The following is a 23,159-nucleotide window of genomic DNA, read 5'->3' on the forward strand; positions in this document are numbered from 1 at the left end:
CCCCCCCCCCCCCCCCCCCCCCCCCCCCCCCCCCCCCCCCCCCCCCCCCCCCCCCGCTCCCACAGGTTCTGCGTCTTAACTTACCGGCATTGAGCCCCGCGGCTGCCTTTTGTGTATCTGGTGAACCCAATCAGGACAAGAACCCACCATCCACATTCAACGAAACCCCAGTGGTGTAGCTCGACGCATCACTGGCCAGGTACAACACCGCGCCGGCCATTTCACTCGGGTCCGCCACGCGCTTGAGCGGAATCTGCTGCAGCGCGGTTTTCAGGATGGCGTCGTTCTTTACCAGCGTCGAAGCAAACTTGGTGTCGGTCAGGCCCGGCAGCAAGGCGTTGCAACGGATGCCGAATTGCGCGCATTCCTTGGCGAAGACTTTGGTCATGTTGATCACCGCTGCCTTGGTCACTGAGTAGATGCCCTGGAAGATCCCCGGCGAAATACCATTGATCGAGGCGACGTTGATGATGCTGCCGCCGCCGTGTTCGCGCATCAGCTTGCCGGCTTCCACCGACATGAAAAAGTAGCCGCGAATGTTCACGTCGACGGTTTTCTGGAAGGCGCTGAGGTCGGTGTCCAGGACGTTGCAGAACTGCGGGTTGGTCGCCGCGTTGTTGACCAGAATGTCCAGGCGCCCGAACTGTTCGCGGATGCCGGCGAAGACTTGGGTGATCTGCTCCATCTCACCGATGTGGCAGGCGACTGCGGTGGCCTTGCCGCCAGCGGCGATGATCGCGTCGGCGACGTGCTGGCAGCCGTCGAGTTTGCGGCTCGAAACGATGACGTGGGCACCTTGCTGCGCCAGCAGTTTGGCGATGGCTTCACCAATGCCGCGGCTGGCGCCGGAGACGAAAGCGATCTTGCCGTCGAGGTCGAACAACTGAGTCTTGGACATGTTTTTTCCTTGTTATGGGCGCGATCAGAGGCTGGATTTCTGGATGACTTGCAGGCTCATCTGCTCCAGCAGTTTGTTCATGTGAATGAACTGTGCGAAGCGCTTGTCCTGGGTCTGACCATGGAAGAAGCGGTAATAGATCTGCTGCACGATGCCGGCCAGGCGGAACAGACCGTAGGTGTAGTAGAAGTCGAAATTGTCGATCTGGATGCCCGCGCGCTCGGCGTAGTAATCGACGAACTCACGGCGGGTCAGCATGCCGGGAGCGTGGCTTGGCTGACGGCGCATCAATTGCACCGGCGCCGGGTCGTCAGCTTCGATCCAGTAGGCGAGGGTATTGCCCAGGTCCATCAGCGGGTCGCCGAGGGTGGTCAGCTCCCAATCCAGCACACCGATGATCTGCATCGGGTTCTCGGGGTCGAGGATCACGTTGTCGAAGCGGTAATCGTTATGGACGATGCTCGACGTCGGGTGATCGGCCGGCATCTTGTCATTGAGCCAGGCCTTCACCGCTTCCCACTTAGGCGCGTCCGGGGTCAGGGCTTTTTCGTAGCGCTCGCTCCAGCCTTTGATTTGCCGTGCCACATAGCCTTCGGGTTTGCCGAGGTCGCCCAGGCCATAGGCCTTGTAGTCGACCCGGTGCAGTTCCACGAACTTGTCGATGAAGCTCTTGCACAGGGTTTCGGTCTTCGCTGAATCAAGCCCTAGTTCCGGTGGCAGTTCGGAGCGCAGGATGATCCCCTTGACCCGTTCCATCACATAAAACTCTGCGCCGATCACTGATTCGTCGGTGCAGTGCACATAGGCTTTGGGGCAATAGGGAAAGCCGTCCCGCAACTGATTGAGAATGCGAAATTCGCGGCCCATGTCGTGGGCGGACTTGGCCTTGTGGCCGAACGGTGGCCGACGCAGGACGAATTCCTGTTCGGGGTATTCCAGCAGGTAAGTCAGGTTCGACGCACCGCCCGGAAACTGGCTGACTTTCGGCAAGCCACTCAGGCCCGGAATGTGCGCCTTGAGGTACGGATCGATCAGGCTGGCATCGAGTTCTTCGCCGGAGCGGATACGGGTGGACTGGTCAGTAAGCGCCATGCTTATCCCTTCTACTTATTTTGGAGGCCAGACATCATTGGCTAATCTAATGGTGCGCCGGGGTGGCCACAAGCGCGGCACGGTCTTATAGGTTAGCGTGTTGCCGGATAATCAGCGTTCCTGATGTGCGCGAACGGGCTCGGCGGACTATGGTTTCAGGGGAGCGCCGCTTCCAGGAAGGAGATTCGACATGGGTTGTCCGCAAGTTTGCGCCACCGCGACCCTGCAATGCAGTTTCGGCGCGGCACCAGCAGTACTCAACGTGCTGCCGGTGAATCGCACGCTGACCGGGGGCATGCCAGCGGCGAACATCATGGATCACATTCCGCTGGTCAACGTCATGCCGTTCGGCACGTGCATGAGCATGGCCAACCCGATGGTCGCGGCCGCCACTGCCGCAGCGCTGGGCGTATTGACGCCGATGCCCTGCATCCCGGCCACCGCCACCCCCTGGATTCCCGGAGGCGCGCCGACCCTGCTGCTGGGCGGCATGCCGGCCATCGATGCCAACAGCACCCTGATGTGCAATTGGGCAGGGGTGATAAAAATCGTGATGCCGGGGCAAATGCAGATGCTCATTCCCTGACCGCACACGATCAAACTGTGGGAGCGGGCTTGCTCGCGAAAGCGGCGTGTCAGGCGACATCGATGTTGAATGTGAGGGCCTCATCGCGGGCAAGCCCGCTCCCACAGGGGATTTCGGCTGAACAGAGGATTCGTGTACTACTGCGATCAAACTGTGGGAGCGGGCTTGCTCGCGAAGGCGGCGTGTTAGGCGACATCGATGTTGAATGTGCCAGCCTCTTCGCGAGCAAGCCCGCTCCCACAGGGGATTTCCGGTGAATGCAGTATTTGTGAACAACAGTGATCACTGTGGGAGCGGGCTTGCCCGCGATGGGGGCATCTCAGCCAATACAAGGCTTCAGGCTTGGGCCGGATCGCTCCAGCGTCTGAACCACCAGCGAACCCTGGAAATCGGCTTGCCCTCGGCGTCCAGCGGTCGCCCATCAGCAGCAAAACCCTGTTCTGGTTCCAGCAGTTGACCGTTGAGATATCGAGCCTCGACGGCCGGTTTGCCGTTGGGATGAAAACGCTGATACCGGCCCTCGCGCACGCCATCGCGATAGAACTCGGCCTCCGCCAGTTGCCCATCGGGAAAGTAATTGAACGCCTCGCCATGCAGCAGCCCTCGGCGGTAAGTCGCCTTGCACTGCAGCCAGCCTTGCGGCGCATAAAAACTGGCTATCCCCTGCAGCTTGTCACGAACAAACGGCAGCTGCGCCGAGACCTTGCCATTGGGGTGGTAAAGCAGGGTAGTGCCTTGCAGCTCGCCCTGGCTGTAGTGCAAATCGGCCTGCGCGCGACCGTCATCCTTGATGTGCAGCGCACCGTCGAGATGGCCATCGAGCAAGCGACCTTTGAGCTGTTTATCGTTCTGCTGCAAATCCAGCGGCGTGATGGCCATGGGTTCTCCTTGTCAGTTGACCTGCACCAGACCACCCTTGATCGTCAGCATGCCGCCACCGTCCACGGTCTGCGAAGCGGCGCCTTTGTTGGTCAGGCTGATCCCGGCATCGTTGGTCATGGTCGTGCCGGCCTTGTTCTCCAACGAGGTGCCGGCCTGATTGCTCAGGGACGTACCTGCCTTTTGGCTGATCGAGGTGCTGGCCTCGGCCGCCAGATCCGCGCCGCTCTTGATCGTGAAACTGCCGCCGCTTTGCAGGGTCAGGGTGCCGGTCACCTTGATGGTCAGGTTGCCATCCACCGTCAGACTGTAGTCGCCGGTGACCTTGTGCGTGTAGTTGCCACCGGTGCTGTGGGTCTGGTCAGCGCCCACGGTCACCGTGCGACTGTCCTTCACATCGAGATTGTCACTGCCCGTCTGGATGGTCACGCTGCGTTTGCCTTTCTCCAGGGTCACGGTCTCGTCGCCTTCCTTCACCGTGCGCGTACGGGCGTTCTGTACGGTCAGGGTTTCGTCGTGGCCGACAGTGGCGGTGGTGTCGTTGAGCACGTTGATCTTCAGATCCTTCTGCGCCTGCAAAAACACCTCTTCGGCGTCCTTCTTGTCCTCGAATCGCAGCTCGTTGAAACCGCCACCGCCCTTGGACGATTGGGTCTTGATCCCGGACTGGGTCTGATTCGCTGGCAGCGCATAGGGCAGGGCGTTGTCACCGTTGTAGACGCAACCGGTCACCAGCGGTCGATCGGGATCGCCATCGATAAACGTCACGATCACTTCCTGGCCGATCCGTGGCACGAACTGCATGCCAAAACCCTTGCCACTCCAGGGCAACACCACCCGCACCCAGCAGGAACTGGCTTCGTCGTTCTTGCCATCGCGATCCCACGGGAACTGCAACTTGATCCGGCCGTATTCGTCGGTCCAGATTTCTTCGCCGGACTTGCCGACCACGATGGCGGTTTGCGTGTGCATTCGCGGCTTCGGTGTGGTTCTCACCGGGCGAAAAGGTGTGGCCTTGGGGATGGCTTCGAAACGATTGCGATAGCTGTCGTGACTGGCCTCGTGAGTCACCGCCGTCACCACCCAATCGATATTCAACGTCGAATCATCATGCCCAGCGAGGGTGAACCAATGCCCCGGTACCAGCCAGCGGCAGTCGCTTTCACCGACAAAACGCTTCTCCTGACTGCGCAATCCATCGACGCGCTGCTTGGTCAGCGCATCGCCCCGGGCCTTGGCGTTATAGCCGCCCGGATGCTCGTACATCGACCGTGGCCCGGCGACTGCTTCGGCCTTGCTGTAGAGCGAGGTGGTCGGGGTGGTGAACTCGTAATCCGTCGCCTGATACACCCCGGCCACCGCCTGTACGCAGACCTGGCCGGAGCGAATGCCGTGCAGTTCTCGCTCACCCAACTGCTGGCCGAGATAGTTCACTTTGGGTCCATTGGGGATTGGCACAAACGCATCGTTGCTGTCACCCAGTACCAGCGTGTGTTTGCCGTCCTCGTGGGTGAAAAACCAGAAAATCCCTTCCTCTTCCAGCAACCGTGAAACGAACGCGAAATCGGTTTCGCCGTACTGCACGCAGTACTCGCGCGGGGCGTAAGTGCCGGTGAGTGAGAGCTTGAAGTCGGTGAAGGCGTGAGCCTTGAAAATCGTGGCGACGATGTCCGAAGTGCTGAGGTTCTGGAACACGCGATTGTTGCTGGCCAGGGTCAGCCACCAGAGCCATGGCCTTAAAACAAGTTGATAGCGCTCGGCGGTGGCATCGGCTGGGAGTTGGCGGATTTCGGCCACCAGTGCATCCATCGGGCGGGTGAGGGCGTCGTTGTGCAGGGTGGTGGTGACGTGGGTGGCGACGGCGGTGGTCAGGGTGAGGGACGTGCCGTCGTTGAGGCCGTTGAGGGTTTGTGTGCCCACCATATTGAGCGCTTCATCACCGGACAGCGACTCAGGGTAAAGCGCCGACAGCGAGGTGGCAGTGAGGGAGAGGGTGCTGTTGCTGTCGGTGGTGCGGGGCATTGAATGGCCTCAGTATGGTAAATCACTCAGCCGGGTCATGGAGGTATGACACCGGTTCATCTGGTTCCACTTAATTTCAGGTTTGGCATACTGGGTCCCTATTCATTAATTAATTTCATGTAAGCCACATTTGCGTTTGCCTTTCCACTGGATTTGTCAATTAAATCCTGCTTGTCGTACTTGTATATCTCGAGTGTTATCGAGCCTTTTTGAAGAGCTTCTCGAAAGCAGTTTTCTGCAGTTACTTCATCACCGACGCATTCCCCCCAGTTCGTCAGCCCAGGGTGACTAGTGACTATTGTCAATGGTCGGACGGCATAGCGTATAAGTTTCTTGAAGTCGGCAAGGCCGCTTCCTTTATAATCCGATAATTTGAAAGAAATGTAAAAGTGGGGCGGTAACCCCACTCGATTATTGGTCTTGATCCCAACTTTCGCTTCTTTGGCTCTGGCTTTCAGAAGATCCCAACTTTGCTGGGTGTACTTGTCGGCATGAAAAATTTCCCCACCTACCGCACCGCCAGCATTGGTGAGGGTAGTCAACGTCGCGTCGTTGACGCTCGCTAGAATCAGGTCCCCGGCCATGTTACCTCCTTGTTTGAGTTGTCGGAGTTAAAAGAGACAGATTTGTTTGATTTATAAAAAGTAAATCTGTCCCCTTTTTGTGCCTATTTTACAGTGGGTCAAACATAAGGGTTTTTACTAATAACCTTTGCCATCGCTTTTTTCGCAATATTATTGGTCGATGTTTCTCCTGCGACCTCGGAGGCTATGCCGATAGAGTCGCTGATGGCCGCACCGAAAGTACCTGCTGGAGCTGTTCCATTCAGCCAGGCCAGGTTATGTTCCGCTATGCGTGCCCATGTAATGGCTTCCGCCAGTGTGTCATGCCATGAAACGATTGTATCGTTGCGCATGGTTGCTTCGTCATGAGTGGCTACTTTGAAGTAGAGATGGCCGGCATAGCCATTTAATAAAGCTGAAAGCATTGCTCCAGTGTTTGCCAGATTACAACAGATGTAACATCTATATTGAGAAATTAGCGGCATGTTATTGCTGTAGTAGTGAACCCAATATGCATTGCTTCCGGTTAATAGCCATTGCCCTGAAAGCAGCAAATTACTTGTCAACTGTTGTGTGCCTTGATTGAAAGCCTGCACTATCCTTGCGTCGCTCAGGATTGCGTGAATTATTGGACCTGTGTAATTTAGTACGGCTGCTTTTAGACCTATGGTGTAAGCTGCGAGGTTATAGGCGTCTGCTCCAGGGTTGTTATTAATGAGCGTTGCGGTGTTATTGGCTGCATTGTTGAAGTGTTGATTGATGTCTGAGTCGTCAAGTGAGCGTGGCATGGTAAGCTCCTTTTGATATTATGATGTCTTGGTTCGTTTGTTTTTATTAACTCATTTGTTCGGTATGTACTCCTTATTCCAACACCCACTCCGCTAATTTTCCCGTCACCTGCGTCATCAACACATTCTCAACATCCCTTGCCCCGGCAGCACTGCACTTGGCCAACACCGCCTGCACAATCCCTGCATCAAATTCAAACTGTTTCCCGGTCGCAGCCTTGTAGCGCCCACGCAATTTCTCCAGTTTCGCCAACACAATCCCTTCCAGCGTCGCCTCATCCAGCGGCCGATACGCCACCACCGTCATGCGCGCCAGAAACGCTGGTCGAAACGCTTTCAGCAGTACTTTATGCAACGCTTCGTTGAAGGCATCGGTGCCCAGTTGCGCGACCGGTGTATCGAGCAGCAACTCAGCGCCAACGTTGCTGGTGGCGAGCATCACGGTGTTTTTGAAGTCCACCACCAACCCGGTGCCGTCTTCCATCACGCCTTTGTCGAAGACGTTGTAAAAGGCTTCGAGCACATCCGGGTGGGCCTTTTCGATTTCGTCGAGCAGCACCACCGAATAGGGCTTGCGCCGTACCGCTTCGGTGAGCACGCCGCCGCTGCCGTAACCGACGTAGCCGGGCGGTGCGCCTTTGAGTTGGCTGACGGTGTGGGCTTCCTGGTATTCGGAAAGGTTGATGCTGATCAGGTTGCGTTCGCCGCCGTAGAGCGCGTCGGCCAACGCATAAGCGGTTTCGGTTTTACCCACGCCCGTGGGGCCGACCAGCAGGAATACCCCGACTGGTTTTTGCGGGTCGGTGAGGCCGGCGCGGTAGGCTTGCAGGCGTTGGGCGATGGTGTTCAGCGCGGTGCTTTGGCCCATGACCCGCAGGCCCATGCGCTGGCCGAGGGTGCGCACGGCGTGGGCTTCGTCGGCGAGCATCTTGCCCACCGGGATGCCGGTCCAGCCGGCGATCACGGCGGCCACGGTTTTCGCGTCGACCTGTTCCGGCACCAACGGATCGTCCTGGCGAATGGCGTCCAGACCGGCCTCGAGTCGTACCAGTTCGGCGGCCAGATGATCGATGCGGCTGTCGGTGGCTTCGTCCGGTTTGTCGTTGTCGGCGCGCTCGCTCAAGGTGAGTAACTCGCGGCGGGTTTCCAGCAGTTCGCGCACGGCGATCCGTTCTTCGTTCCAGCGGATTTCCAGGTCGCGAATGGCTTGCACGTTACCGACGGATTCGGTTTCCAGCAGGGTGATGCGCTCACGGTGATCGAGCCCGGTGGCTTGTTCGCGACGCAGGCGTTCGACTTCGTCTTTGAGGCTTTGCTGGCGATGGCGCAGGCTTTCCAGCGGCGGCGGCACGTCGTGCTGGCCGAGGGCGACCCGGGCGCAGGCGGTGTCGAGCACGCTGATGGCTTTGTCCGGCAACTGGCGCCCGGAGATGTAGCGATGGGACAGTTTCACTGCTTCGTGGATCGCCGCGTCGAGCACCTGCACGCCGTGGTGCTGTTCCAGTTTCGCGGCCACGCCACGAAGCATTTCCACCGCGGTGGTTTCGTCCGGTTCCTCGACTTGCACCAATTGAAAACGGCGGGCGAGGGCCGGGTCTTTCTCGAAGTATTTTTTGTACTCAAGCCAGGTCGTGGCGGCGAGGGTGCGCAACTCGCCACGGGCCAGCGCCGGTTTGAGCAGGTTGGCCGCGTCGCTGCCGCCTTCCGCGCCGCCAGCGCCAATCAGGGTATGGGCTTCGTCGATGAACAGAATGATCGGTTTATCAGCGCTGCGCACCGCGTCAATCACGCCTTTGAGCCGCTGTTCGAACTCGCCTTTGACCCCGGCCCCGGCCTGCAACAAACCGAGGTCGAGAACCCGCAGGCTGACTTCCTGCAGCGACGGCGGTACATCGCCGGCGGCAATGCGCAGGGCCAGGCCTTCGACCACGGCCGTCTTGCCCACGCCCGGCGCGCCGACCAGGATCGGGTTGTTCTGTCGACGCCTGAGCAGAATGTCGATGCACTGGCGAATCTCGCCGTCGCGCCCGACGATGGGGTCGATGCGCCCGGCGTGGGCGTCGGCGGTCAGATCCTGGGTGAACTGATCGAGCACCGAATCCTGTTTCGGCTGCGGCTTGCCGGCATTGACAGGCCGCGTGCCGCCGACGTGTTCGCGAGAGTTTTCGGTCCACTCCAGCAGGTTGCTGCGCAAGGCTTCCCGCGGAATTTTCAACAGCGACGAGGCGCTATTGAGCAGCAGGCTGCGGCGTTCATCGCGGTCGAGCAAGGCCAGCAGCAGTAAGCCGGAACGGATGCTGTCGAGACCGAGCACACTGGCCTGAACCACCGCGTCTTCGAGCAGGCCGATGGTTTGCGCCGAGAGCGCCGGGGTGCGGGTGCTGCCGGATTTGAACAGTTCCAGGGCCTTGTTGATTTCCGCCGTCAGGGCATCGCGCTCCAGGCCGAAGCGCGGCAGCAGGTAGGCGAAGTCACCGCCCTCGATGTCCAGCAGCTCAAGCAGCAGGTGCTCGATTTCGACGTAATGATGACCCCGTTGCAGGCAGCGTTGCGCGGCCCGTTCGAGGGCGCGGCGGTTGTCCGGGTTGAGGCGTCCGATCAGGCTGGCCAGTTCCATGTTCAGGTGATCTCCAGCTGACGAAGGCGGGTTTCGATCTGTTGCACGGCGAGGCTGGTCTGGCGTTGCAGGCCGCCGTTCCAACTGAGCAAGGGCGGGGCCTGGCGACCGAGTTTTATCGGGCTGGCACCGCGCACCAACAACACCAGCGTGCAATCCAGATCGGGGCCGAAATACAACGCGCTGAGGCTTGCCAGTGCCGGATGGGATTCGCCGTCCGGCAGAAACCGCGCAGCCTGCGCCGAGGTCAGCGGGCCGAGCGTCAGGCGGATGCCGGCGTGTTCATCCCAGACCCGGGTGCCGGCCACGGCGCTGCGGCCCAGTTGCAGGTTGCGGCCTCCCGGTTGCAGGCGGCTGCGACTGGCGGGTGGGATTTCCCGCCAGGCACCTTCATAGGCGCTGAGTGCGACCGGCAGTTCGAAGTGCTCGCGCACGATCGCGGCGAAGCCGGCGAGGGAGCGACGACCGTCGGCAAACAGCGCGCTGCATGCCAGTACGGCGGAATCGGGAACGGCCTGACGTTCTTGCAAAGCTTTGGGCAACAACCCGGTCAGCGCCCGCAGTTGCGCCTGCACCGGGGACGCGCCGGGAGCCGTAAAGCCGACGGCAATCCGGTGTTTGCGCATCACCTTGTACAGCAGGCTGAGCAGGCGATGCTGGAACAGGTCGAGGAATTCGGCCGGCGCATGATCCTTGGCGCGAGCCCGCTGTTGCAGCCATTCCTGATAGGCGTAGGGCAGGGGGCCGTCGGGCCCGCCGAGGCCAAACACCGGGGTACTGAGTGTCGGTTGCTGACCGGGTTCCTGGGTCAGGCTTTCGATTTCGCTGGCGGAAAAAAGTGGCGTTAACGGCCCGCGCAGGCGCAGGGCTTCCGCTTGAGGCGCGGTGCCGCTGCCCAGGGATTCGGCTTGCGGGTGTTCACGCTCCAGCAGCAGCAATGCTTGCAACAACTCGAACGCCTGCGGATCGCACCGCAGCTTCTGGCTCAGGCTCAGAGGGAGAGTGGCATGCCGGCTTGGGGTTGCCATGTCTTGACCTCCTTGTCTGACTGGACCAGGACCGTGCGCACAAAGCGATTGGCCGTGGCATAGAGTGAAAAGAATTGCGCCAGCACCGCTGAAAACAACACAGCGCTGCTGCCAACGAAATGCTGCGGATCGAGTTGCAGCTGAACTTCCAGCCCATTGCGCCAGCCGCGCCAGGCATCTTCGCCAACATGGGCGATCACTCGTTCGCAGCCAAGACTTAGCAAACCTTCGATCTGCCGCAGGGCGCTGGCCTCGTCACGCAGGTTGTGCAACTGGAGGATTTCCTTGAGGGCATCCAGCGCCTGCGAACCCTCGACCAGCGACAAATGATTGAGGGTCAGTTGCGATACCAGCCGCCAACGGGATTCGCCATCCAGTCGCGGCAAGCTCTGCGGGCTGGGTGGATTGCGCAGGCGTGCCCAGGCCACTGGCCCCGGTCGTTCGAAACCCAGTGGTGTCCCGGCCGGAAGGCTCTGGGCCAAGTGTCGGTTGGTGCACAGCAGTTCGGCGGTGAGGCTGTATTCGGCGGCCTCGGACAATGGATCGAGCCGGGTGTCCACCAGGCTCACCATCAGGTCGGTGCCCAGACGATTCGGGGTCATGCCGCTGACCCGTCGCGCGTGCCAGTAACATTGCTTTTCACCGCCGATATGCTGGCTGCCGTAATAAGCGGGAACGCGCAGCACACCCTGACTGGAACTGGCGCGCATCGCCCGGATGCTGTGGATCTCGACGCTGTTTTCCCGATGACTGTCGGCGACCAGGCGGTACTCGCTGCGGGTACCGTCCGGGCGCAGGGGCTCCGAGGTTCGTGGAAACAGATTGATCACCGGCGCACAGCCCAAGGCGAAGTCGCTGGCCTGAAGGTGCAGACGGTTGGCCGGGGCGCGGTCGAAGACGATGTACAGGTACAGCGTCTGGCTGTCGCTGGTGGCACCGGCCAACGGGATATCGAAGAAATTGAATTTGTCCGGGAAGGCAAAGTATTCGGCGAGCAGACGCATGCCCGGATGCACGCCGTCCTCGTCCGGCAACAGCACTTCGTCGCTGGCGAAACCGACAATGTCCGGCAACCCCGCCAACACTTTCGGCACGCTGCCGACGGGGCCGGCCAGCACCTTCACGGCATGGGCGCCGAGCAGGTCATACAGGCAGGCATTGATTACCGGGGAGGCGGCGAGGTGCACGCGCAACTGTTTGATCGCCAACTCCGGCCACTGGCTTTCACCGAGGCAACGCAGGCTCAGGCGCAGGGCCGAGCGCGCCTGTGCAACGCCGGTCAGGGCCTGCGCTTCGTCGCTGCCCAGCAACAGCGCTTCGTTGATTTCCACTGGCCACAAGCGAACCGCGGCGCTGGTGCGAAAATGGATGCTTTCGCCTTTGCGGGTGGTGACGAACAGCGGCGTGTCTCGTGGCAGCGGGTAACCGCCGGCGAGGTTGCCCTTGCTCGGGTCCGGCTCGAACTGCACGATCGCGCAGGACGGTAATGGCCGCATCGCCAGCGGGTAAAGCTGTTCGAGCAAGGCGTCGCTGAATTCGGCGTAGTCGTCGTCGAGCCGTCGTTGCAGGCGCGCCGCGAGCAAGGCGAAACCTTCGAGCAGTCGTTCGACATGCGGGTCGGGGCATTCACCGGGGGACAATTCCAGGCGTCTGGCGACCTTGGGATAACGCTCGGCAAAAAGGCTCCCGGCGTGCCGCAGCCAGGTCAGTTCGCGCTGGTAGTAATCGAGCAGTTGCGGGTCAATCGAGTCGCTCATGACGCACCTCAAGGCCATCGCCAGCCTTCTCGATGACAAATGCCACGGGCCAGTGCTGCTGGCCGCTGCGCAACTCGCCCAGTAACCGAATGCACAGTTGCTGCGGATGGCCGGGGACCGGATTGACCTGGACCTCGCCCAGTTGCAGGCGCGGTTCGAAGTGGGTGATGGCCTCGCGGACTTCCCGCGCCAACTGACGACGGTCATCGCTGCGCTGCTGTTGCAAGGCGGTCCAGTCAGCGATGCCGTAGTCGAGAATGCTCGGCGGGGAGGTCAGTGGACGTTGGCCGCGTCGGGTATTGAACAGGCGCAACAACTCCGTGTGTACCGAGTCGAGCAGCCCTTGGCGATCGAACACCTGCACGGTGTCGACCTCGCTTGAAGCGAGGCGCTCGAACAACGGTGGGAGTATGCCGGTGCCTGCCATGGCCGACGCGTCCGCTTACTTGACGAGCTTGTTGGCGGCCATGTCCCAGGTCGAGGCGGCCGTGCCTTCCTTGGTGCCGTCGTCTTTCTGTGCGGTGAGTTCCCACTTGATCTTGGTGAAGTTCAGCGACAGGGTTTCCACCGGTTTACCACCTGTGCCACCGCTGACGCTGACGTTGGACAGCACCACGTTAGTCAGGGTGTAGATGATGAATGGCATCAGTTGACCGCTGCCTTCGGCGGCGTTGCGGCCGATGGTGATTTTGGCTTCCGGGATTGGTTTGCCGGCGCAGCAATACTCGTTGAGAGAGGGCGTCGAGCTGTCGACGAATTTGGTCAGGGTGAACTCGCCGATGTGCGGCTTGCCGGAGGTACGCTCCGAGTTGCTGACGTCGTTGGTCACCTGCATCGCCACGTTGTGGCTGTAGGACATGACTTCGATCTTGTCCTTGTAACCCTCGAGCAGGCTATCGCCTTTGATGTCGCCGCCGAGGTCGAGAATGATTGCATCCATCGCATGAAACTCCTGAAAGTAATCGTGCTAGATAAGCAGGGGGAATCCCGCCGGGTTGGCCGGCGGGAGGCAGGTCAGGCGGCTACCGGTGGCGGCAGGGTCGCGACCAGGCGGATCGACGCGGTCAGCTCTTCGAGCTGGAAGTGCGGCCGCAGGAACACCGTGGCCTTGTAGGCACCCGGTTTGCCGGCGACCTCGGTCACATCCACCCGGGCTTCACGCAACGGGTACTGCGCCTTGATCTCTTGCGGCGCGTTGTCGTTGATCAGCACGTAGTCGGCGATCCAGTTGTTGAGGTAGGTCTGCACGTTGTCGCGGGTCATGAAACTGCCGACCTTGTCGCGCATGATCACCTTCAGGTAGTGGGCGAAACGCGAGGCCGCGAGCACGTACGGCAACATCGCCGAAATCCGCGCGTTGGCGTTCGCCTCATTGGTGTTGTAGAGCTTGGACTTGTTGGTGGTCTGGCCGCCGAAGAACACTGCCACGTCGCTGTTTTTCTTATGGCACAGGGCGATGAAGCCGAGGTCGTTGAGCTCTTTCTCGCGTCGGTCGGTGATCGCCACTTCGGTCGGGCATTTGAGCGACAGATCGCCAGAGGTGGTGCGGAAGGTATGGGCCGGCAGGCCTTCCACCGCACCACCGCCTTCGGCACCGCGAATCGCCGCGCACCAGCCGTACTTGGCGAAGGCTTCGGTGATTCGTTGCGACAAGGCCCACGCAGCATTGCCCCACAGGTATTTGCCGTGGTCGCTGCCGTTGACGTCTTCGACGTAGTTGATGCCTTCCACCGGTGACGTGTCAGGGCCGTAGGGCAGACGCAGCAGGAAGTGCGGCAGCACCAGCGACACGTAACGCGAGTCTTCGCTTTCGCGGAACGAGCGCCACTTGATCAGCTCCTGGCTCTCGAAGACTTTCGACAGGTCACGCGGCACGGCCAGTTCGGTGAAGCTGTTCATGTCGAACAGCCGGGGGCTGGCGGCAGCAATGAACGGCGCGTGAGCGGCCGCGGCGACGTTCGAGAGTTTCTCCAGCAGGCCGATGTCTTGCGGGTGCCGGCCGAAGGTGTAGTCACCCACCAGCAGGCTGAACGGGTGGCCGCCGAAGGTGCCGTATTCTTCTTCGTAGATCTTCTTGAACAGCGCGCTCTGGTCGAACTCGACGGCTTTTTCCAGATCGTTCTGCAGTTCTTTCTGGGTCACGTTGAGCAGGCGCAATTTCAGCCGGGAACTGGTCTCGGTGTTTTTCACCAGCAGGTGCAGGCCGCGCCAGGAGGCTTCGAGTTTTTGCAGGTCCGGGTGGTGCAACACTTCGTTGAGTTGAGCGCTGATCAGCTCGTCGATCTGGCTGATGCGATCGTTGATCATCGCCACGGTGTCCTTGTCGATGGCCATGCCTTCGTCGAGTACCTGGGTGGCGAATTCCGCGAGCATGTCGCGGGCGTAATCCTGCTGGCTGTCGTCATGGGCCATGCGGCCTTTGGCGATGATTTCATCAAGCAGAGACAAGGTCTGGGCGGTACTATCGCTGGCTTGGCTCTGGGCGGCGGATGAGGCGGGCATGGCAAATTCTCCCTAAGTGGATGAACGATCAGGCTTGCGGTTCGGCCGGTACTTCTGCATCGCCTGCGGGGGCGGGGGCGGCGGTTTCCGGGCGGGCAGACTTGATCTCTTGCAGTCCCTCGGTGTTGGCGATGACGTCACGCAACAGTTTGTCCAGATCATCGTTGCCATCGAGCTTGGTCAGCAAATCGCGCAGACGCTGACGGGCTTCGAACAGACGCCGCAGCGGCGTGACCTGCTCAACCACCTTGACCGGGTCGAAGTCGTCGATGTGTTTGAAGTTGAGCTCGATGTTGAGTTTGCTGTCGTCGCCGCTGAGGGTGTTGGTGACCTGCAAGGTGGCGCGCGGGCCGATCGAGGCGAGCACTTCGTTGAAGTTGTCGCGGTCGATTTCGGTGAAGCGCCGTTCATTCAATTTCGGGAGTGGCTCCAGAGGCTTGCCGGAGAGGTCGGCAAGAATGCCGACCACCAATGGCAATTCTTTCTTCTCGATGGCGTTGCCGATTTCGACGTCGTAGGTGATTTGCACCCGGGGCGGGCGGACCCTGTCGAGCTTGTGCTGAGTACTTTCTGCCATGGTGGCTGACTCCGATGCATGAGGCGGGTGCAATGCATCGGGAGGCCCGTTTCATCGCATTCCCTTACTGGACCGTAGGTTAGAAAGGGAGGGCAGAGGACCTGTCATTCCTTTGACGAACCTTCCACATTCGTCGTGCCGACCGAACTACCCAAGACGCTAGAACAGGTCTATAAAAAAGCAAACAAAAAGCATTTTTGGACTGTATCCAGAAAAGGAAAATTCATTTTGTACGCACGTTTTTTTTCTGTGGTTCTGCTCCTGTCACTCGCCGGGTGTTCGTTGTTCGGACCTCGTGTCGACCTCGATAACCTGACGCTGGACGTCGCGCCCCGCGCCAACGATGACACGCCGATCGCGGTGGACTTCATTGCGGTGAACGACGCGGATCTGCTCAAGCAGTTGTCGGGTATTACTGCCCGGCAGTGGTTCGCCGAGCGCGAGCAGTTTCAGCGCGACTACCGACAGCTGATGACGGTCTGGGGACTGGAGCTGGTGCCCGGTCAATTCATCGACAAACAACCCTTCCCGCTGGGGGGCAAGCGGGCGGCTGGACTTTTAGTCTTCGCCAGCTATAACACTCCCGGAGCACACCGGTTACGGCTGGACGATCAGAACAGCGCCTGGCTCAAGTTCGACAGTCGCGAGATGACGCTGGTCAGCGATCACCCGAACTGAACACAGGATTGTGGCGAGGGGGCTTGCCCCGTTGGGTTGCGAAGCAGCCCCAAAATCGCTGATGGACCAAAAATCTTGTGAGCGCTACGCACTCAAACGGGGGTAAACCCCCTCGCCACAGGTCGAAAGGAGTCGTATGAGTCTGCTACCTGACGCGGTTTGCTGGCATGAGGGCATGCAGTTGTTGCCCCAGCATTTTCAGTTGCAAGGGCTGCGGGCCGAGGCGCTGGTGGCGCATTTCGCCCAGGCCTGTAATCCGTGGTTCTGGGGCGTGACCCGCGTCGAATTCGATCCCTCTGCATTGAGCGCCGGGCTGGTACGACTGATCAGTTTGCAGGCGACCTTGCCGGACGGTTTGCCGGTCAATCTGCAGGCCGGTGTCGGGCCGATGCTGCAGCTCGACGTCAGTGAAGCGATCGACGCCACCGACAACGCCACCGTCACCGTGTACCTGGCAATCAGCCCGCTGTGGCGCGCCGGGCAGTTGCTGCCGCTCAAGGGGCGACTGCAATCGGTGGTCGGCGATGCGTTGCCGGACCTCACGAGCGGCGAGTACCCCGAATCGATCACGGTCTGGCGTCCGAACCCGCGCTTATGCACGCAACTGAACAAGGCGGATTCCGTCTGCCTGCCACTGCTGAGAATTCGCAAGGAGGGCGGCGGTTTTCTCCCGTTGCCCTACACACCGCCAACGCCATGCCTGTTGCCCGACTCGGTGTTGGGGCGTCGAGTGGTGGGGCTGTGCGCCAGGGCGCGTGAGAAATGCATGTTCCTCGCCGGTCGTTTGCGCCAGGCGCAGCAGGCCGGCAATCAGGACGACGCGCTGGAAATTCGCCGCCAGTTGACGGCGCTCTGGGCGCGGCTGCCGGAAGTCGAAGGCCTGCTGAACAGTCGAGTGGCGACGCCTCAAGCGCTGTATGGCTTGCTGCTAGGGCTCGCCGGCGCGTGGTCGGCGCTCGATCCATTGGCTGGCGTTCCAGCGTTCGCGCCGCTGGACTTTCTTGAGCTGCAACGCGGCTATGAAGCGGTGCTCGACTGGCTTGAAAAGACCCTCGAACTGATCCGCGCCGGTTATCGCAGCCTGGCGTTCGAACGCAACGAACAGACCTTCTCGATTCAATTGCCCGACGATCAGCCGAGCCAACGGCTGGTCATCGGTTTGCGCATGCCCAACGGCGCCAGCGAGCAGGCCGCGAGCGAATGGTTGCGCGGGGCGATCATTGCGTCGCAGCCGCACATCGCGTTGCTCAGTCGCCAGCGCATGAGCGGTTTGTCCCATCAGGCCATGAGTCGCAATGAACAAGTGGCCTACAGCGTTGGCGACGATACGCGGTTGTTTGTGGTGACGGCCGAAGGCCAATGGTTCGACGGGCAGTTGCCGTTGCTGATTGCCGCACCGGCTTCCAGGCTGGCCAGCAGTCCCTGGCAAGTGGTGTTGTTTGTCGCACAGGCGAGTGAAAGTGCTTGATCAAGGAAGGAACGTCCTATGTCTGAGGGCAATGTCGGGTCGGGTACACGAGGCCTCCACGAAGCGCCGCTGAGCAGTGCTTTTCGCCAGGCCTGGCAGCAATGGTCCCAGGACTGGAACCAGTTGCCCAAGGACAGCGAGGACGAGGCACTGGTGGAGGCGGTGGTCGAACTGTCCACGCAAATCTCCCAACGACTGTGGCGAACGGCATTCGCCAAAGTCGGCGACGCCGCCACCGAGCAAGTCAAAGCGCTGGTCTATGCCTTCGTCGCGCTGGTCGATGAAACCTTGCTGTTCACGCCGTGGCCGGGCCAGTCGGCCTGGCAGGAAAAACCGCTGGAATCGCGCTTGTACGCCAGCCGTCAGGCCGGTGAGCGGATACCGCTGGCGATCAAGGAATTGCTGGACGAGCAGATCCCCACCACTCGCGATCTGGCCAATGTCTATTTGCAGTGTCTGGTGCTGGGGTTTCAGGGACGTCTGCGTGGCGAACAGAATCAGACTCAACATGAAAAATGGCGCCTGGCGCTGTTCACCTTTGCCTGGCAGCACGAGGCAGATTATGCCGACGTCAGTGCCCGGCTCGAACAACCTTCGGCCGTACCGCCGCTGCAATTGCCGGTGCGTCTTTCGTTGCCCGATGGTTTTCGCCTGGGCCTGGGGATTCTCGCCATGGTTTTGCTGCTGACCGGGTTGGGGCAGTTGTTCTGGCGTGACATTCGTCTGGAGCTCGAACCGGTGTTGCAGATGACCGATTCCGTGGCCGCCTCGGAGCAAGACTCATGAGCACGCTGGGGATTATCGGCCTCATCATCGCCGTGCTGTTGCTGCTGGCGATTGTCGGGGTGGCGGTCTGGTGGTTGCGCACGCAAAGCGGTGCGGCGATTCGCAGTTTTTACCTGGCGGTGCGGCACATGGAGCAAGAGCAGGGCGCCCAGGACCGTTATCAGATTCCATGGCTGCTGATGCTCGGCAACGAAACCCAGGGCACGCAGTTGTGTACCCAGTGGCGTTTGCAGCCGACGGACAAACCAGCCTGGTTCGGTCGCTGGTGGTCGGACCCTGAAGGGGCGGTATTGGTGGTGCCACAGGCGCTGTTTTTGCCGGATGAAGGCATGCACCTGCAACGCAGCGGCTGGTGGCGCTTGCTGGGATTGATCCTGCGCTTGCGCAGTCAACGTCCGCTGGACGGAGTGATCTGGACGGTGCCGGTCAGTCGACTGGGCAACGTCGAGCAAGCCGCGACCCTCGGGTTGGCGGCGCGTCGACGCTTCATCGATGTGTTGCAACGGTTCGGGCTGAGCCTGCCGGTGTACGTGGTGATTACCGGCATGGAAGAGTTGCCGGGCTTTCAGGAGTTGATCACCGCGCTGCCGGTCGAGGCCCGCGAACGCACGCTGGGCTGGTCGTCGCCCCACGGAACCGATGCGGTTTGGCAGGCGCAGTGGAGCGATCAGGCGCTGGATCAGGTGACTCGGGCCCTGGCGGAATCGATCATCGAAATCGGCGCCTTATCCGGGCAACTGAGCACTGAATTGTATGGCTTGCCGGAACGTTTCGAAGCCTTGCGGCGCCATCTGCAATCCTTGTTGGAGCCGGTTTTCCAGGGCAATGCGCAAGGTGAGGCGCCGCGTTTTCGCGGTATTTATTTCACGGCCAATCAGCCCTCGGAAGACAGCGCCGACGGATTTTCGGCCTACGACACCGGGTTGCAGCAGAGCGCCTTTGCCCGGCAATTGTGGCAGCGGCGGGTGGTCGCCGAGCGCGGTCTGGCCCAGGTGGTGTCGCGTCTGTTACGCCTGCGTCAGCGCTGGCAGCGCGTGATCGGTGGGGTGGCGCTGGTGGTTGCGTTGGTCTGGGGCGTGGGCATGCTGTGGGTCTGGCAGGATTCGGTCAAGGAGGCCCATGAACTGTCGCGCCTGCTGCAAGGGGCGCAGAAAAACTACGCGGCGGTCACGGATGAATCTCATCGGCTGGAGTCGACCCGGCGCAACGTCCAGGGTTTCTGGCGGGTGCTGGAAAAGGCGCCGGGCTGGAGCTTCTCTTCAGTGGTATTTCCAACCTCCTGGTTCTCTTCGCTGGATGCGCAGTTGGCGAGCGAGTTGCGCCTGACCGCCCAGAGCCATTTGATGCTGCCGTTACGCGACCTGTTGAGCGCGGAGCTGGCGCAACTCAAGACCATCCGCAACACCGAACGACGGGGCAACGTCGAAAGCGAAGATCCGGCCCAATGGCAAAACTACGTCAAGGCCAAGGATCTGGTGGAGCGCGCGGTGAATCTGGAGCAGCAGAACCAGTGGTTCAGTCAGGCGCTGAACAACCCCAAGGCGCCCCTCGAAGACCTGGTGTTGTTGAGCAACAACGCGTTGTCGCTGAACCTCAACGTCGGCACGTTGCACCGCGCCGGTTTTTACAATCGGGCGTTGTTCGATGCTGATGGCAGCGATTTGCGACCGCTGGATCTGACCGTCGAGCGCCCGCTGATCGAGGAAAATTTCCTCGGGCTGATGGAACGCTGGCTGGACCAGTATTTCCTGGCCGACAATTTCGTGCGCCAGGCCGGTTATCTCAAGCTGCATCTGGAACGGCTGGAAGCCGGCAGTGGCAACTCCCTCACCGAGCTCGAAGATTTGCGCGCACTGGTCGATGACCTGCAAACCGTGATCGGATTGACCAATTCGGCGTGGGGCCGCGGCAAGGGTCAGGACCTGGTGCCTGGCTACCGCGAGTTGCTGGACAACGTGCGCAAAAGCGCCTTGCTCGGACCGCAACTGGAACAACAGTTGGAAATGCAGGCGGCCAAGCTGCAACAGAGTTTTCGCGATCAATGGATCGTCCAGGCCGGCTCCCGGGACAATTTATTGATTCAGCAAGGCAGCGGGCAACTGGTCTTGCAGGAACATGTGGTGCAACTCAACAACGCGGTGCAGGCGCTGTTCAAGCGTGACTTTGTGGCCATCGCTTTACAGGCGGATCGCTCTGAAGCCCCGGATGGGCAAGGGCAGGGCGTTGATGGCGACGACCTCGACAGCGCGCTGAACTATTTCGCCAGCTACAAGAGTTACGCCGCCGAAGAGTTGCCACGCATTCCCCCGGCGTATCGCGGCGCCTTGTTGCAAGCGGCCGAAGGCGCAGTGGTCAAGGCCATGTTGTCGAGCCTGCGCGAGCACAATGCGCAGGCCAATAGGGGTATCTTCAATGTGCAGGCCTCCCAGGCGATTGCCTTGCAGAAAGCCTTTATCGAGGTGCGTCGCAGCGATCTGGCCACGCGTTTGCAAACGGCCTTGAACCGCCGTGCCCTGGCCGAAATCGTCAGCGGCCTCGACGAAATCGTCGCCCAGCCGCTGTTCAGCGGGCGCACCGAAATCAGCCAGTGGGACGGCTCGAAAAACCTCGGCCTGCAACTGTATGGCGCCAACGACGTGCAGGATTTGAAACTGAGCCTCAAGCAGCAATTCAACACCATGCTCGGCATCACCGAGCGCCGCACCTCGGCGCTGGAATGGCTGAAAGTCCAGCAACAGAACCTCTCGGCGCTGGATTATGAACGCGTGACGCAGTTCAGTGCGCTCAACGACGAACTGCTCAAGTACAAGGAGCAGAACCCCGCCAGTTCGCCGGCGCAGATCGAGCAATTGGTCAGTCGCGACTTCATCGAAATGGACGCCACGTCCTGCGGCCAGATCCTGCAAACCGCCAACCTGTCTGGCGGGCGCGGAACACTGGCGTTGCGGGCGGTGGATCTGCAACAAACCGCCATGCAGCGCTGCCAGTTTCTGCAACAGCAACAGGCTGCGGCGGCGTGGAACGACCTGGCCAACTATTTCAATCAGTACCTGGCGGAGCGCTTTCCGTTTGCCAATGGCCTTCAGGCCGCCGACGCCGATCCGGCCCGGGTTCAGCATTTGCTGGAGCTGATCGACAAGCGTTTGCCGGTGGCGCAGGCCGGATTGTTGCTGAGCCAGACCCCGGAGCGCCTGGCCGCCGAGGACTTTCTCAATCGTCTGAAGCAAGCCAGCACGTGGCTGGGCCCGATGTTTGTACGCGACAAAAGCGGTGTGTTGGGACTGGAGATGGACGTGCGCTGGCGCACCGATCGAGAGGAAGAGCGCGGTGCCGATCAGGTGATTGCCTGGGGCTTGAATGCCGGCAATCAACAGCTCAGCTATCCCGGCGAGCCGCAGCAGAACCTGCGCTGGATGGTCGGCCAACCGATCCGGCTGACCTTGCGTTGGGCCCGAAATGGCTACCAGCGCCCGGCCAACGATCCGTTGCAGCCGAGCCTGGTGGTACGGGATCTGGAAGCGGGCTGGGAGTACAGCGGGCCGTGGTCGTTATTACGCTTGATGCGTTCGCACGTGTCGGTGCAACGCCAGCCGAACATGGACTACACGGACTTTCCGTTGACCTTGCGCCTGCCCGTGACGACTCAGTCCAGCACCACTACCGCCGAGCAAACCCTGATGTTTGTGCGCCTGTCGTTGATGACCCAGGGCTCGAAATTGCCGCTGTCCATTCAGCCCTTGCCAACCCGGGCCCCACGCTCTCCGTTCATGGTGACGCGATCGACCGCGGGCATTGAAGCCCATGACATCGAATCCCAAAAGGAGGGCCTGTGAATCAACCTTCAACGCCGTTGCCGGAACTGATCAGCCAACTGCTCGAACCGATCAGCGAGCAGGCTCCCTGTGGCCAGGACCTGCGTTATGACCCCGAGTTCGACCGGTTGCGCGAACTGCGCCGCGAGGACGACACCAGTTTGCCCACGGGGGTGTGGCAGTCGTCGATCAAACGCGCCCAATGGCCAGAACTGGAAAAGCTGACCACCAGCCTGCTGCGTGAACGCAGCAAGGATTTGATGCTCAGTGCCTGGCTGGGTGAGGCCTGGCTGCATCAGGACGGGCTCGAAGGTTTGCCGGGCAGCCTGGCGCTGGTGGCCGGGTTATGCGAGCGCTACCCCGAGCACTTGCACCCCCAGGCCGAGGACGGCGATCAGTCATGGCGGGTGATTCCGCTCGAATGGCTGGCTCGACGCTACGCTGAAGTGTTGCTGACCCGCGTGCCATTGTTCGAGCCGCGCAACAATGAATTCGATAGTTTCTGTCTGGATACCTGGCGTCGGTTGCAGCTGCAACAGGTACAAGCCAGCGACAGTAAAACGGCCAAGACCTCGGCGGAGAACGCGCGTAACGAACAGAAAAAACTCACCGAACAGATTCGCGCCACCCCGTTGTCATTCTGGTTGCGCAGCCAGGGCACGCTGCTGCTCAGCCAGCAGCACCTGCAACGCCTGGAGGTGTGGAGCGACGCTTATCTCGGCAATCAGGCCCCAGGCTTCAAAGCGTTGCAGGACGTGATTGAAGCGTTGTTGACGCTGGTTCAGGAGTTCATCGCCATGCACCCACGAAAACCGACCCCGGCGCCTGTCGAAATTCCAGCGGTGGTGGCATCGAGCCCGGCCGACGTGCCGCCTGTCATTGCGACGCCTCAGGTGTTCAGCGAGCCGGCGAATCGTGAAGAGGCGTACCGGCAATTGCTGTTGATCGCCGAGTACCTGGCGCGCACCGAACCCCACAGCCCGGTGCCCTATTTGATCAAACGGGGCGTGGAGTGGGGCAACAAGCCTCTGAGCGAACTGCTTGGCGAACTGATCAGCGCCGATGCCGAATCCCGGCGACTCTGGACGCTGTTGGGCGTCCTTTAG

General features: G+C 60.7%; 19 protein-coding genes. 6 read left to right on the forward strand and 13 right to left on the reverse strand.

Translation table 11 applies throughout. The annotated features are described in order from the left end of the window. Positions 1–130 precede the first annotated feature (130 nt). Positions 131–898 carry an SDR family oxidoreductase gene (locus tag AC1RQB_RS13490; protein WP_063343435.1) on the reverse strand — a complete coding sequence of 256 codons (768 nt, stop codon included), beginning with the start codon at positions 896–898 and terminating at the stop codon, positions 131–133. Between the two features lie 24 nt (positions 899–922). Further along, positions 923–1,990 carry a phosphotransferase family protein gene (locus tag AC1RQB_RS13495; protein ID WP_063343436.1) on the reverse strand — a complete coding sequence of 356 codons (1,068 nt, stop codon included), beginning with the start codon at positions 1,988–1,990 and terminating at the stop codon, positions 923–925. 190 nt (positions 1,991–2,180) lie between these two features. On the opposite strand from AC1RQB_RS13495, the gene AC1RQB_RS13500 reads away from it, so the two are divergent. Next, a complete protein-coding gene (locus tag AC1RQB_RS13500; RefSeq protein ID WP_007899527.1) occupies positions 2,181–2,576 on the forward strand; it encodes a DUF4280 domain-containing protein in 396 nt (131 codons plus the stop codon). A gap of 336 nt (positions 2,577–2,912) precedes the next feature. On the opposite strand, the gene AC1RQB_RS13505 is transcribed toward AC1RQB_RS13500, so the two are convergent. The 11 genes from AC1RQB_RS13505 to tssB all read right to left on the reverse strand — a co-directional run bounded on the left by AC1RQB_RS13505 (position 2,913) and on the right by tssB (position 15,309). Further along, entirely contained in the window at positions 2,913–3,455 is a 543-nt protein-coding gene (locus AC1RQB_RS13505; RefSeq protein ID WP_063343437.1) for a toxin-antitoxin system YwqK family antitoxin, read from the reverse strand. 12 nt (positions 3,456–3,467) lie between these two features. Next, positions 3,468–5,477, reverse strand: coding sequence for a type VI secretion system Vgr family protein (locus tag AC1RQB_RS13510; RefSeq protein ID WP_063343438.1), 2,010 nt, complete (start codon positions 5,475–5,477; stop codon positions 3,468–3,470). A gap of 98 nt (positions 5,478–5,575) precedes the next feature. Continuing rightward, complete coding sequence (locus AC1RQB_RS13515) at positions 5,576–6,061, reverse strand: hypothetical protein (RefSeq protein WP_063343439.1); 486 nt, start codon at positions 6,059–6,061, stop codon at positions 5,576–5,578. A 98-nt stretch (positions 6,062–6,159) separates the two neighbouring features. After that, positions 6,160–6,828, reverse strand: coding sequence for a hypothetical protein (locus tag AC1RQB_RS13520; RefSeq protein ID WP_063343440.1), 669 nt, complete (start codon positions 6,826–6,828; stop codon positions 6,160–6,162). A gap of 73 nt (positions 6,829–6,901) precedes the next feature. Next, entirely contained in the window at positions 6,902–9,445 is a 2,544-nt protein-coding gene (gene tssH, locus AC1RQB_RS13525) for a type VI secretion system ATPase TssH (RefSeq protein ID WP_063343441.1), read from the reverse strand. 2 nt (positions 9,446–9,447) lie between these two features. Beyond that, positions 9,448–10,473, reverse strand: coding sequence for a type VI secretion system baseplate subunit TssG (gene tssG / locus AC1RQB_RS13530; RefSeq protein WP_008067883.1), 1,026 nt, complete (start codon positions 10,471–10,473; stop codon positions 9,448–9,450). Beyond that, positions 10,437–12,230: a type VI secretion system baseplate subunit TssF gene (tssF, locus tag AC1RQB_RS13535; protein WP_063343442.1), complete on the reverse strand. Its 1,794-nt coding sequence runs from the start codon at positions 12,228–12,230 to the stop codon at positions 10,437–10,439. Before tssF ends, tssG begins: the two co-directional genes overlap by 37 nt. Continuing rightward, on the reverse strand, positions 12,214–12,657 hold the full coding sequence (tssE, locus tag AC1RQB_RS13540; RefSeq protein ID WP_063343443.1) for a type VI secretion system baseplate subunit TssE: 444 nt from the start codon (positions 12,655–12,657) through the stop codon (positions 12,214–12,216). Before tssE ends, tssF begins: the two co-directional genes overlap by 17 nt. Positions 12,658–12,672: 15 nt before the next feature. After that, positions 12,673–13,170: an Hcp family type VI secretion system effector gene (locus tag AC1RQB_RS13545; RefSeq protein ID WP_007906301.1), complete on the reverse strand. Its 498-nt coding sequence runs from the start codon at positions 13,168–13,170 to the stop codon at positions 12,673–12,675. Positions 13,171–13,244: 74 nt separating this feature from the next. Next, on the reverse strand, positions 13,245–14,732 hold the full coding sequence (gene tssC, locus AC1RQB_RS13550) for a type VI secretion system contractile sheath large subunit (protein WP_008067879.1): 1,488 nt from the start codon (positions 14,730–14,732) through the stop codon (positions 13,245–13,247). A 28-nt stretch (positions 14,733–14,760) separates the two neighbouring features. Then, the gene (gene tssB, locus AC1RQB_RS13555) at positions 14,761–15,309 is read right to left on the reverse strand and encodes a type VI secretion system contractile sheath small subunit (protein ID WP_007906307.1); all 549 of its coding nucleotides are present in this window, start codon (positions 15,307–15,309) and stop codon (positions 14,761–14,763) included. A gap of 228 nt (positions 15,310–15,537) precedes the next feature. On the opposite strand from tssB, the gene AC1RQB_RS13560 reads away from it, so the two are divergent. The 5 genes from AC1RQB_RS13560 (at position 15,538) to tssA (ending at position 23,159) form a co-directional block, all read left to right on the forward strand. Next, on the forward strand, positions 15,538–15,987 hold the full coding sequence (locus tag AC1RQB_RS13560; protein WP_063343444.1) for a hypothetical protein: 450 nt from the start codon (positions 15,538–15,540) through the stop codon (positions 15,985–15,987). Between the two features lie 136 nt (positions 15,988–16,123). Next, complete coding sequence (gene tssK, locus AC1RQB_RS13565; protein WP_063343445.1) at positions 16,124–17,455, forward strand: type VI secretion system baseplate subunit TssK; 1,332 nt, start codon at positions 16,124–16,126, stop codon at positions 17,453–17,455. An 18-nt stretch (positions 17,456–17,473) separates the two neighbouring features. Then, complete coding sequence (locus AC1RQB_RS13570; protein ID WP_063343446.1) at positions 17,474–18,241, forward strand: DotU family type IV/VI secretion system protein; 768 nt, start codon at positions 17,474–17,476, stop codon at positions 18,239–18,241. Next, positions 18,238–22,074 carry a type VI secretion system protein gene (locus AC1RQB_RS13575; RefSeq protein WP_207267337.1) on the forward strand — a complete coding sequence of 1,279 codons (3,837 nt, stop codon included), beginning with the start codon at positions 18,238–18,240 and terminating at the stop codon, positions 22,072–22,074. The genes AC1RQB_RS13570 and AC1RQB_RS13575 overlap by 4 nt, the downstream gene beginning before the upstream one ends. Continuing rightward, a complete protein-coding gene (tssA, locus tag AC1RQB_RS13580) occupies positions 22,071–23,159 on the forward strand; it encodes a type VI secretion system protein TssA (protein WP_207267336.1) in 1,089 nt (362 codons plus the stop codon). The genes AC1RQB_RS13575 and tssA overlap by 4 nt, the downstream gene beginning before the upstream one ends.

The organism is Pseudomonas sp. GW822-FHT02E03, from assembly GCF_058802325.1.

Excerpts from the sequence above, each read along its gene's own strand:
- AC1RQB_RS13515 (WP_063343439.1), bottom strand. The coding sequence starts at position 6,061 with ATGGCCGGGGACCTGATTCTAGCGAGCGTCAACGACGCGACGTTGACT.
- tssB (WP_007906307.1), bottom strand. The coding sequence starts at position 15,309 with ATGGCAGAAAGTACTCAGCACAAGCTCGACAGGGTCCGCCCGCCCCGG.
- AC1RQB_RS13575 (WP_207267337.1), top strand. The coding sequence starts at position 18,238 with ATGAGCACGCTGGGGATTATCGGCCTCATCATCGCCGTGCTGTTGCTG.
- AC1RQB_RS13500 (WP_007899527.1), top strand. The coding sequence starts at position 2,181 with ATGGGTTGTCCGCAAGTTTGCGCCACCGCGACCCTGCAATGCAGTTTC.
- AC1RQB_RS13520 (WP_063343440.1), bottom strand. The coding sequence starts at position 6,828 with ATGCCACGCTCACTTGACGACTCAGACATCAATCAACACTTCAACAAT.
- AC1RQB_RS13570 (WP_063343446.1), top strand. The coding sequence starts at position 17,474 with ATGTCTGAGGGCAATGTCGGGTCGGGTACACGAGGCCTCCACGAAGCG.
- tssE (WP_063343443.1), bottom strand. The coding sequence starts at position 12,657 with ATGGCAGGCACCGGCATACTCCCACCGTTGTTCGAGCGCCTCGCTTCA.
- tssK (WP_063343445.1), top strand. The coding sequence starts at position 16,124 with ATGAGTCTGCTACCTGACGCGGTTTGCTGGCATGAGGGCATGCAGTTG.
- AC1RQB_RS13495 (WP_063343436.1), bottom strand. The coding sequence starts at position 1,990 with ATGGCGCTTACTGACCAGTCCACCCGTATCCGCTCCGGCGAAGAACTC.
- AC1RQB_RS13490 (WP_063343435.1), bottom strand. The coding sequence starts at position 898 with ATGTCCAAGACTCAGTTGTTCGACCTCGACGGCAAGATCGCTTTCGTC.
- AC1RQB_RS13505 (WP_063343437.1), bottom strand. The coding sequence starts at position 3,455 with ATGGCCATCACGCCGCTGGATTTGCAGCAGAACGATAAACAGCTCAAA.
- tssC (WP_008067879.1), bottom strand. The coding sequence starts at position 14,732 with ATGCCCGCCTCATCCGCCGCCCAGAGCCAAGCCAGCGATAGTACCGCC.
- AC1RQB_RS13510 (WP_063343438.1), bottom strand. The coding sequence starts at position 5,477 with ATGCCCCGCACCACCGACAGCAACAGCACCCTCTCCCTCACTGCCACC.
- tssG (WP_008067883.1), bottom strand. The coding sequence starts at position 10,473 with ATGGCAACCCCAAGCCGGCATGCCACTCTCCCTCTGAGCCTGAGCCAG.
- tssH (WP_063343441.1), bottom strand. The coding sequence starts at position 9,445 with ATGGAACTGGCCAGCCTGATCGGACGCCTCAACCCGGACAACCGCCGC.
- tssF (WP_063343442.1), bottom strand. The coding sequence starts at position 12,230 with ATGAGCGACTCGATTGACCCGCAACTGCTCGATTACTACCAGCGCGAA.
- AC1RQB_RS13545 (WP_007906301.1), bottom strand. The coding sequence starts at position 13,170 with ATGGATGCAATCATTCTCGACCTCGGCGGCGACATCAAAGGCGATAGC.